The 16,649-nt window shown below is 38.1% G+C and carries 10 protein-coding genes; 3 read left to right on the top strand and 7 right to left on the bottom strand.

Annotation, left to right across the window (positions count from 1 at the left end):
- From RT269_RS11205 to RT269_RS11180, 6 genes are all read right to left on the bottom strand, one after another.
- A partial coding sequence (locus RT269_RS11205) for a serine hydrolase domain-containing protein (protein WP_313182647.1) occupies positions 1–369 on the bottom strand: 369 nt, incomplete at its 3' end.
- 211 nt (positions 370–580) lie between these two features.
- On the bottom strand, positions 581–3,682 hold the full coding sequence (locus RT269_RS11200) for an alpha-mannosidase (RefSeq protein ID WP_313182646.1): 3,102 nt from the start codon (positions 3,680–3,682) through the stop codon (positions 581–583).
- Positions 3,683–3,713: 31 nt separating this feature from the next.
- Positions 3,714–4,865, bottom strand: coding sequence for a glycoside hydrolase family 88 protein (locus tag RT269_RS11195; RefSeq protein WP_313182644.1), 1,152 nt, complete (start codon positions 4,863–4,865; stop codon positions 3,714–3,716).
- A 57-nt stretch (positions 4,866–4,922) separates the two neighbouring features.
- Positions 4,923–5,810 carry a carbohydrate ABC transporter permease gene (locus RT269_RS11190; RefSeq protein WP_313182642.1) on the bottom strand — a complete coding sequence of 296 codons (888 nt, stop codon included), beginning with the start codon at positions 5,808–5,810 and terminating at the stop codon, positions 4,923–4,925.
- A 16-nt stretch (positions 5,811–5,826) separates the two neighbouring features.
- Positions 5,827–6,756, bottom strand: coding sequence for an ABC transporter permease (locus tag RT269_RS11185; protein WP_313182641.1), 930 nt, complete (start codon positions 6,754–6,756; stop codon positions 5,827–5,829).
- A 69-nt stretch (positions 6,757–6,825) separates the two neighbouring features.
- On the bottom strand, positions 6,826–8,481 hold the full coding sequence (locus tag RT269_RS11180; RefSeq protein ID WP_313182639.1) for a hypothetical protein: 1,656 nt from the start codon (positions 8,479–8,481) through the stop codon (positions 6,826–6,828).
- Between the two features lie 322 nt (positions 8,482–8,803).
- Here RT269_RS11180 and RT269_RS11175 point away from each other — a divergent pair, with 322 nt between their 5' ends.
- The 3 genes from RT269_RS11175 to RT269_RS11165 all read left to right on the top strand — a co-directional run bounded on the left by RT269_RS11175 (position 8,804) and on the right by RT269_RS11165 (position 13,693).
- Complete coding sequence (locus RT269_RS11175) at positions 8,804–11,152, top strand: helix-turn-helix transcriptional regulator (protein ID WP_313182637.1); 2,349 nt, start codon at positions 8,804–8,806, stop codon at positions 11,150–11,152.
- 152 nt (positions 11,153–11,304) lie between these two features.
- Complete coding sequence (locus RT269_RS11170) at positions 11,305–12,654, top strand: hypothetical protein (RefSeq protein WP_313182636.1); 1,350 nt, start codon at positions 11,305–11,307, stop codon at positions 12,652–12,654.
- Between the two features lie 160 nt (positions 12,655–12,814).
- Positions 12,815–13,693: an ROK family protein gene (locus RT269_RS11165; RefSeq protein WP_313182635.1), complete on the top strand. Its 879-nt coding sequence runs from the start codon at positions 12,815–12,817 to the stop codon at positions 13,691–13,693.
- A gap of 80 nt (positions 13,694–13,773) precedes the next feature.
- On the opposite strand, the gene RT269_RS11160 is transcribed toward RT269_RS11165, so the two are convergent.
- Entirely contained in the window at positions 13,774–16,563 is a 2,790-nt protein-coding gene (locus RT269_RS11160; RefSeq protein WP_313182634.1) for a polysaccharide lyase family 8 super-sandwich domain-containing protein, read from the bottom strand.
- Positions 16,564–16,649: the final 86 nt, after the last annotated feature.

The following is a 16,649-nucleotide window of genomic DNA, read 5'->3' as shown; positions in this document are numbered from 1 at the left end:
ATTATAGTCAAGCCCCGACTGCATAGAGAGCAAATGTCTTACCAACATCGTCTTTTTAGCCGGCACAACCTGATCTCCTGTTTTTACTTTTAAGTTTTTATATGCCGGTAAATAATCAGATACCGGTTTATCTAAATCAAGCAAATTCTTTTCCACCAACTGAAGAGCTGCTGTCATGGTTATGAGTTTTGTACAAGAAAACATCAAGTATCGTTCATTCCCCTGCATTCTTTTTGTTTTAGCACAGTCAGAAAAACCCTTGAAATGGCGATAAACCTGCTCATGATTCTTATAAATAATACAATCTACGGAAGGGATTCCCTCCGCCTCCAATGAATCCAAATATTCTGTTATCTTCTTAAAATTCATCTTAATTCCCCTTTGACGACCTCGTCGTATGTATTAAATTATGCTGGAACTTCTACTCAACCAAATGTTTCATAAAGAAGTTTCGAATCATACTATAATAGCAAAAGTAAATATCAATCTACTTTATTATAACACTACGGACACAAATACAAATTAAATACTACGAAACGAGTTCTCAGATGGAAGCTTATTTGAAGTAACTGTTTCATAATTAATTAAACGCAAATAAAAGTTTAACTTTTATCGTTTTCACTTCATAACATCCTACATAAAGTTGTAGTTGATTGCCCTGACAAAGAAGCTCTCTTTCTTCTCTTTCCAGCATATCACATTCAGATGCTTCTATTATCTCGTGAGCAAATGTCAACGTGACGATCTGCCTTTTGTTTTGAAATTCATAGAATCGAAGAATGACTTGGTCGTCGGTAATTTCCGCTTTCTTAATGGTTTCTATCATGATATTTTCTGCATCAGAAGAGACAAAAGAATAACGATTTAGTAATAGTCCAGATTCTTTTTCTTTTTTTTGAACAAATACGGGATTATTCAGCAAATAGGCCTCTTTTACAGTTTCTGACTCATTGAGACTTCCAATATGTGGAAGCAGGGAATATGTAAACTCATGCACTTGCTTATCCGCCATAGGATTGGGATAAATTGCCGATTTAAGCAAGGTAAGACCAAGTACCCCATCGTGTACATCACATCCATATTTCCCATCATTTAAGATACTGATACCGTAATTTCCTTCCGAAAAGTCCATCCATTTATGAGCACATACTTCAAATTTTGCACGATCCCACGAGGTATTAAAATTAGCTGGGCGCTTAATATTGCCAAATGCAACATCGTAGGTAGCCTCATTGGCATGAATATCCACTGGAAACAGTGCCCGTAATAAAATATTATGCTCTTTCCAGTCAATGACATTGCGTATATCGATTCTGGCTTTATTGGAATACATGGTAATATACTGCTCTATGGTGGAATCTAAATACCTTCTAGAAATTCTAATGCTGGCCGTATACCCATTATCTTCCACAACTGTGATTGATTGTATATCATCTATCTCCCACGCCTTCTCTTTATAATAGTGATTAATGTTCCATGCATCGTAACAATGGGGTCTGTCTTCGTATGTCATTAAGACATTGGCTGCTTCCCCTTTTCGAATTAAGTTCCTGGCAGTCCTCTTATCATACAGCCTGATAATTTGACCTTTCTTATTCCATTCTAACACCAGATACGGATTTTCCATGCTATTCTCTTTTATCCATACATTCTTATCCATCGGATGCAATTCTTCTTTAATCACCGCAAGATACCCTTTGGGAGGAATGTTAGTGACTTCGTAAACTTCTTTCCCCTGCACATTTTCTATTTCAATCCTGCCATCAGCTGGAAAACCATTTGGATTGAAAAACACGTAAGAGCCGGCTGGTGAATAAATATTCTGCACGATCGTTTGCAGCGCTTTTTCTTCCAAATCCTTCGTGGAACGGAACAATTCTTCATAATCCTGTAGCGTCTCTTCATATACTTCATAAATCGAGGAACCTGGAATGATATCATGAAACTGATTTTTAAGCAACAAAAGCCATGCTTCTTCGAGCTGTTTTTTCGGATATTCTATTTTATTCAAAGCATAATTCATAGTAGAAAGATATTCTACTTTCGCAAGTAAGAATTCTGCTTTTCGGTTTAATTTTTTAACAATCCCCATCGAGGTGTAAGTACCTCTATGATTTTCAAAATACAATTCCCCTGACCACTTATGTAAATACTTTTGGTTGTCTTCTACCTCTTTCCTAAGTGCAGTAAAAAACTCCATCACCCCACTCTGAATCGTTGTAGGGCATCCAGGAATTCCTTTTTGCAGACGTCTTTGATGTTCTAGCATTTCCGGTGTCGGTCCTCCGCCTCCATCTCCAAATCCATATGCCATTAAAACCTTTTCTCCCAGCTCCTTTTGTCCATATCTGTGCCAGGCACCTTTCACCTGAGAAGGATTCAGTACTCCATTATAAGTCGTAAAATATTCCGGCTCAAAGTTGCCTTCATTTGGCATCTTTTTATAGTCTTTGGTGGGAATCAGGTGCGATAGAATTTTACTTCCATCCATTCCTTCCCATATAAAGGTATCATATGGAAACTGATTCGTTTCATTCCAATTTAATTTTGTAGTCATAAAATATTCAATCCCGCATTTTTTCATAATTTGCGGTAATGCTGGCGAATAACCAAATACATCTGGAAGCCAAAGCACTTTGCTTACCTTATCAAATTCCTCTTGAAAAAACTTTTGTCCATATAAAAACTGTCGTGCCATAGATTCTCCGGAAATCAGATTACAATCTGCCTCTACATACATGCCTCCGTCCGGTTCCCATCTACCTTCCTCTATTCTTGCTTTGATCTGTCGATACAAATCAGGGGCGTATTCTTTAACATATTGATATAAAAGAGGCTGACTGGACATAAAACGATATTCCGGATATCGTTTCATCAGCTCAATAACCGTAGAAAAGCTACGAATCACCTTATCCTTTGTGATTGCAGTGGTCCATAACCAAGCGCAGTCGATATGGGTATGACCGACACAATATACGAGACCTTCTTCCTGTTTTCCACATAATTTATCGTAAAATTGGCTATTTATAAATCCTTGTGCCTTTTTTAAACTATCATAATATTCTTTTGTGCCGCTTCTTCGTAAATCCAGCAAGTTAAGGGATTCATTTAATGCCTTTAGCGTCTCCACTGCTGTCTTTTCTTTTTCATCTAGCAAGCAAACGGTTTGATAAGGTACCAGTACATCATAATAATATTGTTGTGTTCTTTTATCTAAGATACAAATCTCAGAATCCAACTGGATAAAATACTTTTCCTCACCCGTAAACGCTAGCAAAAGAAGCGTATATTCTTCTCCCGCTACAGCATTGCCAGTTAGCAGCACCTCCCTGTGATTAACATCCAGCCCCTGTTTTAAGTACCCGTTCACATATACACGAAACTGGGGATTGACAGCATCCCACTGTCCTTCCAGCCCAGTGCTCAAACGATAGATCACCGTTCTATCGTTAAAATCTTCAGGAATTATTATGGTGGTCGCAAACAAGAAATACTCCCCATTGCCTCCCCAGCCTTGCCTTATATCAAACGGTTGAAAGATTGCTGGATCAATAGTTTGGATATCTATTAATCCGCTTTCCACTCTGCATACGCTATATTCCGTTATTTTCTTCTTTTGAGGATAAATACAAATACTTATATCCTCCAATAATTTACCAATTCTTTCTTTTATCATGTTCATAAAGACAATATCCTCTCTCTGACAGGCTCTTTTACCAGATGGAAAACTCCGAACCTTTCAGTTTTAAAACTGCTTCTAGTAAGAAAAAGTCTCCATAGATGATGGTCATTTCTTTTTCGTCCGTATACCGTTCTGAGCTTTTTTGAAGGATTGCATCGGATTGGTCACTGAAATCGCAGTAATTTTCTATCATATCCTTTAATAAAGATAGTGCCGCATTATAATAGAACCGTTTTTCACTTTCGCTCACATAATTGGAAATCTCAATAAGACCGTTTGCTGCAATCACTGCCGAAGTGGTGTCCATTAATTTTTTATTTTGATCTCCGCGAAAGTCACTGGGGGGAATCCGGTTATAGTCTTCATAAGAGGCCAAATAATAATGCGCAACTTTTTTAGCTGTATGTAAATACTCAGGATTTTTTGTGTAGCGGTAACTCAAAGCAAAGCCATAGATTGCCCAACCTTGTCCCCTTGTCCATGAAGAATCTTCGTGTGCGCCCTGCCCCGCTTTATACTCTATAAATTCCCCTGTTTCCACATTGTATACCGCAATATGTGCACTAGAACCATCCGGTCGAATCAAATACTGCATCGTTTTCTGGGCATGTGCAATGGCTACGTCGCGATATCTTTGCATTCCCGTCTCTTTAAAAGCCCAGTAGAGTAGTGGTAAATTCATCATTGTATCGATGATGGACCAGCCTTCTCTTTCCTTCGAATTCCATGCTGTTATAAAACCCCCTTTGGGGTTAAACCGTGCCATGAGATAATTAGAAGCAATGATACCTCTTCTGTGTCCATCTGGATTCCCGGTGATACGGTATTCTGCTACACCTGAAAGATGCCAAAGAAACCCCACATCATGATCCAAATTTTCCATCAGACCATTTTTTAGATAGAGAGCATCATCCAACATAACCTCCATAGCCAACGCATCTTCTTTATAAGACTCCTGTCTCGTTTCCTGATACATCAACCACATGGTTCCAGCCCAAAAACCATTCGTCCACATGGCCGGTATCTCTTTGAAAATATCCTGATATCTGCCTTTGCTATCTGTTGTATAGGGAATCATCTGCTTGGTTCGCTTAGATACCCGTTCTATTTTATCTTGAATTGCCTGCCAGCTTTCTTCGATCCATTTCTTATCCTCCATAGATATATGGACTTCTTCTCTCATTTACACTTCCTCCATTCTTTCCTTCATATCCTTTAAACAACTTTTAACTTATCGTCATTATCCTTTGACTGCTCCTACAGCAATTCCCTTTACAAAAAATCTCTGTAAAAACGGATAGATGCAAAGAATCGGAATTGTAGTTATAATAATCGCTGCATATTTAATGGTCTCTGCGTAGCTATCAAATTTATCACCGCTACTAGATAGTTGGCCTCCTCCCAATGCCTCCTGATTCATGATCAACATGGACCGGAGTATATTTTGAATTGGTAACAATTTATTGTTTTCTATAAAAATAGAAGCAGAAAACCAATTATTCCAATGACCTACCGCATAGTATAAAAGCACTACCGCGATGGATGGCATGATGAGTGGTGCTATGATACGAAATAAAACGATAATGTCATTGGCGCCATCTATGTAAGCAGATTCTATTAAGCTGTCCGGTATATTCTCAATGGCTGTTTTACAAATAATGACGTTAAACATGTTAACGGCACCGGGTATGATCAAAGCTGCCAGATTGTTATATAAGCCGAGGGAACGCTGGTTTAGATACATTGGAATCAAACCGCCGCTAAAAAACATGGTAAACATCATGAAAAATGCAATTACTTTTTTAAAGAGCATGTTTTTCGAAGCAAGAAAATAAGCCCCAAATAAAGTCAAAATTATATTAATGGGTAAACCAAACAAAAGAATCAAGATACTATTTTTAAAACCACTTAAGATCAGTGGATGGCGAAAAGCCAATTGATACGCCCCCGTTGTGAAACCTTTGGGCCACAGGGTAATACCTGGATGTGCTACCAGTGCCGTATTATTACTGAAGGAAGCACACAATACATAATACATCGGATAAGCTGTTATCAAGATTAAAAATATCATAAATACCGTATTGCATATCGTAAAAATCAAATCTCCTTTGCTTTGTTTCACTTTCATAAAAACTCCTTTCTTTTTAAAAGATGCTGGTGTCATTCACTTTTTTACTCAATTGATTGGTAATCAAGAGAAAAAAGATATTCACAGCAGAATTAAACAATCCAACCGCCGTACTAAAACTATAATTGGCTTCGATGATCCCTTTTCGGTATACGTAGGTGGATATGACATCGGAAACTCCATAAGTCAAAGGCTGATACATTAGCAAGATTTTTTCGTATCCCACATTCAAAATCCCGCCCATTCTTAAGATAAACAAAACGGTTATAGTAGGCATTAAACCTGGTAATGTGATAAAAATCATTTGTTTTAATCGACCTGCTCCATCCACTTTTGCTGCTTCGTACTGCTCCTGATCGATACTAGTAAGTGCTGCCAAATAGATAATTGAATCCCATCCGACTGATTGCCATATACCTGACAAAATGTATATTGGATAGAAGTTTTCTTTGACCGAAAGTAAATTGCTACGCTCCCCACCAAAGGCAACAATTAAATCATTGAAAACTCCATCCGTTTGACAAAATGTTTTCAACAGACCGCATACTACAACAATAGAAATAAAATAAGGCATATAGGAAATGGTCTGTACGGTTCTTTTAAACCTGTTACTTCTTATTTCATTTAATAATAGAGCCAATAGTATTGGTGCTGGAAATCCGAATAAAATACTGAGGAAACTAATGGAGAGCGTATTTCTTAACAGCCGGATAAAATAAATATCACGAAAAAAAGTAATAAAGTTATCAAGACCAACCCATTTACTACCTGATATCCCCAGAAAAGGCTTATAATTTTGAAATGCAATAATGACTCCATACATTGGCTTATATGAGAAAATAATTAAATAAATAATAACCGGGAGTACGATGAGGTATTTATATTTATTTCGTTTTAAATCCTTTGCCAATACAGAGGATCTCGTCGAAGAAAAAAGTTTTGCCATGTAATTACTCCTTTTGTAATGAAAGGGTACAGCTTTTTCACCATACCCTTTGTCTCATTCTGCATGAAACTATCTCTCTAAAAATCTTTCATATGCTGCCTGCTGAATTTCCAATAGTTTGGAAAGTCCCATATCATTAAGAGATTTTACATATTTATCATAATTTTCCAGTGGTTCTTCTCCCGTCATGAACTTTAGTGACATTTCTTGAACATAGGTTTGAATGGCATTGGTGATTCCGGTAGCCTCACTGCTTTCTTCCGTTGTTCTGGTCACACCTGCGGGGAAAATATGCTTCTTTGATTCTTGGTTATTTAACCAGGAATCTACAGATTTAACAGCGGTAGGATTGTTTTTTTGTTTTACTAATTCTGTCATCTGAATTCCAATATTAGACCATTGTGCACAAGTATACTTATCCAATGCCTCATTTGTTCCATCTGGAGCTTCTAATATCTTATCTGTATAGTTAGGAACTCCATTGATCAAGGTATAGGTATCGCCCTCCGTACCGAAATTGGAATATAGAATTCCTTCTGGTGAAAATAAATAATCTAACCATTTTAAAGCAAGATCTATCTTATCCTCCGGGCAACTGGTGGTAATTGCTGCAACACAAGGACGGAAGGTATCTTCCATCTGTGTTTTCATTACGACATCACCCGGTTTAATAACAGGATAAGCGATTCCTTCCCATTTTGCACTGGAATTAGAGCTGCTTGCATCTGACAGCCAGTTTGTCAACTGCCCCATACTGGTAACTGAAATACCCACTTGATTATTGAGTGCTTTGGTCCGCATCCCCGCATCATCAATAGTCAGGGCATCGGTGTCAATGAGTCCATCCTGATACCATTTGTTTAACTGGCTCATATAATTTTTCCATCCGTCGGTTGCCATAGAAAACTGTACTTTATTATCATTATCAAGATAGAATAATTCGTCTGGCCATTTTGCAAAAGAACCGGAAGCTCCAAACGTCCCTGCAAGACCTGGATTCATTCTTGTTATGGCAAAAGAGAATTTAGCACCGTATTTCTGATTAAAAGTACGAATTACCGTATCCCAGTCTTGAATGGTCACCGGTTCCTTTAAGCCGCATTCCTCCAGCCAGTCTTTTCGAATAACCGGACCAGTATAGGCGGCATTCCACTCACTTTCACGAAAGCTTCCAAATCCATAATATTTTCCTGCATCTGATCTTACAGACTTATCATAATAGGGATTTTCCTGAAGGTATTTCCAGTAATTTGGTGCTTTAGTAGGTAACAGATCGGTGAGATCTCTAATAATGCCTTCATACACATATTGATCTGCATCATTGGCAATGTTGTAAATAATAATATCCGGTAGTTTATCACCGGCCATCATTAAATTAAAAGCCTGTGCTGGATCAGTACCAGTTGTTGGAAATGCCCATTCTACCTCAATTCCCGTTTTTTTTGCAAGTCCGGTATGGAAAGGTGATTCTGTATAACTGGTATAAGATTTTTGTGGCGCCATGATAGATGACCATACGGAAAGCTTCTGGTCGGTTTTAACAGGATATCCTTCCTGAACCTCACTTGTTGCTTTATTGGTCGATCCCTCTTCTGAGGTCTGCGCTGGATTATTATCCGTTTTTACTGACGTTGCAGACTTATCCGTCGAACACCCCACACTTCCGGCCATCATCGCGACTGATAAAGCAAGAGCAATAATGCTATTTTGTTTTGCTTTCTTCATAAATAGTTCCTCCTTTTAAATTATTAATTGCTCAGAGCTTTTTCTCTCCTTGCAGCAAGGCCCCAGACTTTATGGAAATTGCTGTGTAATGAATGGCTGCAATGAGTGTTTGTGAGCTATATCCTCACTCTAAACAAAATGATGCAACATGTAAATAACTCATTATCATAAACGCCTGCTTATTATATAAATTACAGTTGTCTAAAATGAAAATGAGTTGTTACTTTCTAAAAACCCACAAATATCAGCCTTATTTTATTGACCTTACACAACACATTTCATATAATTAATGAAAACAGTTATAGAAAAGGAGAATTGCGTAATGAAGCAATTAATGACCAATCGTTTTTTCAAACGTAAGAGTTATTTCCTGCGTTTTTTATGTTCTTATCTTATTGTACTTCTTATCCCCTTTACCGCGATCATTATTCTGTATTCCAATGCTCAAAAGATCATACATGAAGAGATTCTTACCTCCAATGCCAATCACTTGAACCAGTTTGTTAATATTCTTGATATGAAATTAGGCAATATGGTAGAGAAGAATTCTCAAATTCTCACCAACGGTGCCATACGAAAACAAATTACCCTTTCTTCTGCTTCCCAAAAATCAACTGGCTTTGAAATTTATGAAACAAAAAAGTATTTGGAGGATTTTCCCAAGGATGACTTCTCGGACGTCTTTGTTTATTTTCGTAAATCAGACCGCATCATCTCCGCTGAAAAATCCTGCTTTACAAGCAAGGATTACTATAATACCTACTATCGCTCCAACAATGGGAATTTCACAAAATTCGAAGATAACTATGATCAATTTATAGAAGCCATTACGCCCAATACGCTTGTCCCACATTTGGTTTCCTTAGGTAAATATGAAAACACGCCCTTTCTTGGAGTAGTACTATCCATGAACTATTCCAATTTAAAAAAAGAGGGTGATGCAAGTGCAGTATTGATTTTAAAACCGGAACTCCTTAAAAATTTAATTCAAAACGTAATGAACCAAAATGAAGGTTCTATTTTGATTTATAATAATAACAATACATTATTACTATCCTCTGGGTCAGAGGATGTTGCATTAGATCTAAATCTCTATAAAGGGAACTCGAGCAATATATATCGGGATACCATTAACGGAGAAGAATATATTATTCACATATTTCCCTCAAAAGTATTAAATTGTACCTATGTTTCCTTGATCTCCAGTAAAACCTTTTGGGAAAGACTAACTGTAATGCGCACCATTAGTGCAGTCAGCATTATTTTAAGTATGGCAGTCAGTACTGTTTTAGCCTGGTTGCTGGCACAACGAAATTACTCTCCCATTGTTTCCATTCTGCATACTATCCGCAACAAATCGGATTTTTCATATGAGATTGAAAATAAAAATGAACTAGATTTTATCAAGGATACCCTTGTAAATACGTTTCTGGAAAATGATCTGCTTAGCAGTCGCATTAAAAATAATACGAATAATCTCTTCGAAGACTTTATGCTCCACGCCATACAGGGAACCCTTGTAAATAATAAGTATTTGGAGCAGGAAACTGAATTGATCAGACAACATTTCCTGTCAGAATCTTTCAATATTCTATTAGTAAATATTGATTCAGTAAATGAAGAAATCATAGGTTCCGTAGAGAGCAGTCAAGCCCAACTCATCTTATCCTTTCTGGTAGAAAATATCTTATCAGAGCTTTGTGGAAAATATCACCGGGGATTTATACTCAAACTACAACCTGACATTTTTGCTGTAGTGTTAAATTATGCTCCCAATATAACACAGGCTAAAAAACAAGAAGATACTCTGGAAATTGGACACTCCTTTCAGAATTTTATAAACAAGCACTTTCATATTCTGTCAACCCTATCAATGGGTGGTCCGGTAGAAGGAATCCGTAATCTAAACATTGCTTACAAACAGGCATTTCAAGCAATGGAATATCGTTATCTATTAGGAAAAGGCAGTTTAATTCCTTACGCAGATATTTCAAACAAACGCTTTACTTATAATAATTCCTTTAATTCAAAAAACTCCATGATCCTAATTCATTACGTAAAGGAAAATAGCGAAGCCAATATAGACGATATCCTGAAAGAAATGATTAATAATTCCATGATAGACCATACTTCTTCTCTTAATGTAATTGAATGTTTCAAATATGATTTAATTAATACAGTCAATAAAATAATTTATGAGATTGGTGCTGTTGAACTGGAAAAACAGCATAATTTTGTGCATGACTTGATTTACGCGGACACTTTTATAGAATTTCAGGAAAACTTAAAAACCACGTTAACCGAACTAAAAAAATACAACGAGGAGCACAAGGAGCAACTTACCATATGTGATGAGGCTGAGGAACTAATCCATAACTGCTATATGGATATCAACCTGAATAACAGCACCATTGCTGATAAGTTACATATCTCCCCATCCTATCTTTCCAAGCTGTTTCGTATGCAGAAGAATATCAGCCTGTTGGATTATCTCTACCATGTCAGATTATCTTATGCTAAAAACTTCCTACGAGAAACCAATCTGACCATTGAAGAAATTGCTGCAAAAACCGGATTTATCAGTGACAGTGCCCTAATTAAGTCCTTTAAAAAATATGAAGGAATTACGCCAGGAGCCTATCGCAAACTTGTTATCTCCTTGTCTGAGTAAGGATTTTACTCTATTTTTATAAATAAGCAATGGATTACCCATATGAACAACCCCCAGTTGCATAATGAGCATGTGAGTCCCAAATGCCACCATATACGGAAAGTGAACTTTTTGTTACGATGATAGTATAAAAAAAGTAACAGGAGGTAATTATGAAACCGAAAAATTTAATTTATACTTTTGTAAGTTATGCATCAAACTTCGCCACCGACTGGGGGAAAGGCACCCCAGTAGATGGTATCCAACAAACGGCTGCATTAGCCCATAAGTACAATATCCCAGTTACCTGGATTGTAAACGGCGGTTCTGTACCAATTATCAAGGACTGGATCAAAGACTGGCATGAAGCCTATGGTGATGATGTCATACTTCAGTGCCCGATGTATGGGCAAGATCCAAGAAACCGAAAAGAGGAATTTAAGAAACTCTTAACCAAAGATTGGGATATTGTAAAAGATGCTTTCCCATGGGTCAAAACAAAGGTAGCTGCCAGAGGGCAGATTTCTCCTGAAATCATACTGGCCTTGGAAGAATTGGATTTTCAGGGTGTATGGGGCTATTGCTGGGAACAGACCTGGTGGGATGGAATCTCACACCGAGGCATTCCCTGGGGCTTCTGGTATGTGGACAGCAACCGTTATAAAATTCCTCACCCTGGAAAGGGTAAAATCGTTGGCTGTGAATGGACTGCAAGAGATTTTAACGCTACCTATCATAGTGGAAGTCCCTGTATCTACTCAACAGACCCCAATGATGTACTGCGGGCAGGATTATGCACAGGAGAAAACATAGAATATTGGAAAAAGGTCTTTGATGAGTATTTAAAAAATACAGACCACAATGATTCCGTGTATTTTCTTCAGCAACAGGAATCCCATGAAATGGAGTATACTGAACGTTTTCAAGTGTTTCCTGCATCCCACGTGACGGAATGCATCGGCATGATGGATTTGTTTTTTCAATACATTACTCAGTATCCAATTACTATGACTACGCTTCCTGAGGCTATTTTAAAGTATCACGACAGCAATCCGGTCACAGCCAGCAGCTATATCCTGACGGAAGATTCACCGATCCGCCCGGATACAAATGAATATACCCTAACCCTAGGGGGAGCCCCGATAGGTCCCTGGCCAGAAACCTTCCTGTATTATGATAATTCCTGCCAAATGGCCTTTTTAAAAGGAGAGTGCACACCACACACACTTCGAAGTTATATCGGCAAGTGGAATATGAATGAAGAATTTACTGAAACCATTCCACAAGTATTCATAACTGACTATCAAAAAACAGAGGAATTAATTACCCTTACCTATGAAATCGGCTATCATAATCCCATTCCTTTTGGACTTACCTATTGGGACGATCTAACTGATTATGAACTGGATTTTTGCAGTGAGGAAGCTGAAACGAAAATTATACAAAATAAAGTAATCTTTCTTCGCTTTTCCTTGACCGGGGAAAAGAAGACAGTCCATTTACAATTGAGAAAAAGAAAATAAGCACAGTTCTCACCTTACTTTTCCTCCAGAGAACCTATATAATCTGACCATAAAAGTGCAAATTTTACTGTTTTTTTGTGGTGAAATATGGTAAAATAGACAAAGAAGGAGACTGCTTTTTTGTACATTATTGAAGATATTTCATACTTGGAGGTAAACTATGTTATTCGGAGCACTAGAAGCAGGTGGTACTAAAATGGTACTTGCCGTAGGAAATGAAAATGGAGAAATATTGGAGCAGGTTTCTATACCAACAGAGACTCCTGCCATTACCATTCCAAATATTATTGCGTATTTTAAAGATAAAAATATTGAAGCACTTGGCATTGGATCCTTTGGTCCAATTGATTTGGATAGAAACTCTTCTACTTATGGATACATCACTTCTACCCCAAAATTAGCTTGGGCTAATTTTGATTTAGTTGGTGCAATCAAAAAAGAATTACAGATCCCCATCGGCTTTGATACCGATGTCAATGCTTCTGCTTTGGGAGAAGCTACCTGGGGAAGTACGAAAGGCTTAAAATCTTGTATTTACATTACCATTGGAACTGGCGTAGGCGTTGGTGTCTACCAAAATGGTCAGTTGCTACACGGTATGCTACATCCTGAAGCCGGACACATTCTACTCAGCAAGCATCCAGAAGATTCCTTTACCGGAAGCTGTCCTTATCACCAAAATTGTTTTGAAGGTCTTGCTGCTGGACCCGCGATTGAAAAACGTTGGAGCAAAAAAGCGATTGAACTAAAGGACGAACAAAAAGTCTGGGAATTGGAAGCTTATTATATAGCACAGGCTTTGGCAAACTACATATTAACCTTATCTCCACATCGAATCGTACTAGGTGGTGGTGTGATGCATCAAGAACAGTTATTTCCGATGATTCGCACCAAAGTAAAAGAGTTTTTAAATGGTTATGTTTGCACAGAGCAAATGAACCACTTGGAGCATTATATTGTACCAGCTGCTCTGCATGATGATCAGGGTATCATGGGTTGCATCCAGCTTGCCAAATTAGAACTTCAACTAAGTAAATAATAATTCCATACAAATATCCTAAAAACTCCATGGCAAACGCCATGGAGTTTTTAGTTGCCGGACGGCTGGCCCGACTGTTCTTATGGGACCTGATTTAAGCTGATACTATCCAAAGAAAGCTTATATGCACTGGAGGAAGCATTTTTGCCCGTACAGGTAAATCGAAGGATACGATTTCCCGGCCCATTAAAGGTAATGTTTCCGACGATAACCTCCTGATAGTTGCCTGCGGTGTAATATCCATCCAGTATGGTTCCAAAATCGTCATACCCCATTTTCAACTGGTAGGTACCGCTGGCAGTACTTTTTAAAGTACGCACCTTCACTTGATAGGTCCCTGATTTGGGTACGGATATCTTATAATCAATATAATCTCCAACTGCATTTGCATTGAATAAATCATATTGTCCTCCGCTGGCAATGGAACTGGTACTTACTTTATGACTATCCGAAGTAGAGACAACAGGAAGCGTCTCTGCTTCCATCACATAAGGAAGTGTAATGGACTGAACCGGTGGAGTGCTAACCTGCCCAGTGTTTGCAAGTTTGACATGGAAAGTCCTTCCCCCTTCCCCTACCACACTGACCGATACCTTTATCGTGGGAGCAAGTTGCGTTACCACAATATTGCTGTCTGATTCCAATACCGAGGTGGCACTATGATTGATTTCAAGATCAATGGTATCCCTGCCCTCTTGGGTCGGATCAGAGACTAAAATCTCTAACGTTCCATTTTCTTCTTTCGTAATAACGGAAGACTTACTGTTGGAAGTAATATTTCCTACTGTTTTAGTTGCATTATTCCAAAAATTAACTCCTGTCATATTCAAGCGTTTTTCTTTTACGCCTTGTGCTTCTACTGAGTTTTCAAGAATGGTGATATCTGGGTTACTAGCATAACTGGCTGTTTGTGCACTATTCTTATTTGGTAAGATGACATAGGAATAGGTACCACTCGTAGGATTGCTTCCATGATCGAACCACATGGTAAGAAAGTTGTTCGTCATCTTCGTTTTTGGTGTAATTGATCTGGTATCAATCTCTGACCAAGCTGCGCTTCTTGTTTCCCTCAAAGCATGAATCTGTGGAGAATCCGGGAAATAATATCCAATATCTGCTCCTGTTACATTTCCCGATAGATTTACATAAGAAACCTGATTTAAAGTTGCTTCTTGCCCTTTGGTGGCAACCGCCGGTGTCCCATTTACCAACACTGTGTTATCTCCTGCCAGAGTAAGCTTACGATTTTCTATGATTGATTCTACATTGATTCCATCGCTACTATTTATGCCTGAACCAAGTGCAACAATCTCATCGTCGAATAGGAACCAGGACTTTTTGGCATTAAGGGTATACGATGCATCTTTTAATTCCATTCCAACAATACCAGACTCTCCGGCAGTCGCACCTCCAACAAAGCTTCTATCATTCTTGGTATTTGCTGTGGAAGCAGTATTGGATAGCACTGTCGTTCCAGGTAATCGATAAGCATTTACCGTAGGCCAAAAATCATCATTATACTGACTCAAATCAGCATTGTATAAATAGGTCATACCGTCTGAAGTATGCCAACCCTTTGCATTCTCTCCATTAATGGACTCATAATTTGCAATACGGCTTGAATTCATGCTGATTCCAAATCGATAATTTGCGGTAACCTGTAAGCTTCGATTCATCCCGACAAAAGAATGGAATGCTTTCTTTTCCCCCCATGCCGATACTGTAGTGTCATTTAGAATCAAGGTGGCATTTTGAATCATCGGTATCGATGCATTGTTTAAGAATGTATGCTTATCATCTGAAGTAAGCCAATACTTCACCATGCTCTTAAAGTTTGCTTTATCCGCTGGCTGTGCAATTTCCGCTAATTTTATTATCGAAGAGATAACTGGAATGCTAGCTAAATTATCCTGACAGTAGTATCTGGAAATTTCTCTGCCGCGAACCATATCCATTAAATTACCTTTATAGATAACTGGCTCGTAAGAATCATAGATCCATTGGAATACATTGTCGGCATCAGAATCTGATATCTGCCAACTGGAACCATTCACCAAATAAAGCATGTTCGTCATGGATTTTAACAAGTCTTTTCCATATCCTCCTGTGTAGGCATAAAAGTTATGCTGCACAAAGGATCCATCCGTATAAAATCCATCCCCACTTGTAACATAATCAAACAGTCTGCTCAATCCGTCTACCGCAGCTGTTATTTTTGTAGAATCTTTTACAATAACCCCTCTGACTCCAATTATCTCACATTCCCATGCACGATTAGCTCCTGTCATTTCTACTGTCGGCTGATAAAATTCTATTGCACTCATATATGCAGTAATCTGATCTGGAGTTAAATGATCATACATTAATATGGTAATATCATTCAATGCCAAAGGTACTCCAATCTGCCAGTCCCACCAATTTTGGTAGGAAGTTTTTCCTGAATAATACTTATTTGCATTATACCAATCTAACGCATATATAATATCACTTAGCAGGCTACTATCCTGATAGAGTGAAGAGCCGTAGGTATTATAGGCAAGTGCCATAGATTTGATGCGTTCATATGCTGTAGTAAGCTGTGCCGATACAGAACCACTGTTTAGATCACTCCAGATATAGGTCTTAGTACCTGTCTTATCCATGGTCTGTCTTACGGATTGCGCTTCTGTTGTAATCTGTTTGACTGCTCTGGCAACATACGAATCCGATAGATTGGCAGACTCCCCATCAATCAATTTCATTTTCCACTTTTCTCGCAACGTATCATACTCATCGGCTGCTTTTACTGTAACCAGATTCCCAAACGAGAACCCAAAAATTAATAACATCATAATTGCCAGTAATCTTTTTGTTTTAAAAAAACACTTCATTTGTGTACCCCCGCCTTTCCGCGAAACGCACCAATAGGGTTATGGAACACCCTCAGAGCTTCGCTTTCAACTTTTTCTTACCAAAC

The organism is Lacrimispora sp., assembly GCF_032078915.1.
GTDB lineage: Bacteria > Bacillota > Clostridia > Lachnospirales > Lachnospiraceae > Lacrimispora.
This window is presented reverse-complemented; position numbering and strand designations above follow the sequence as displayed.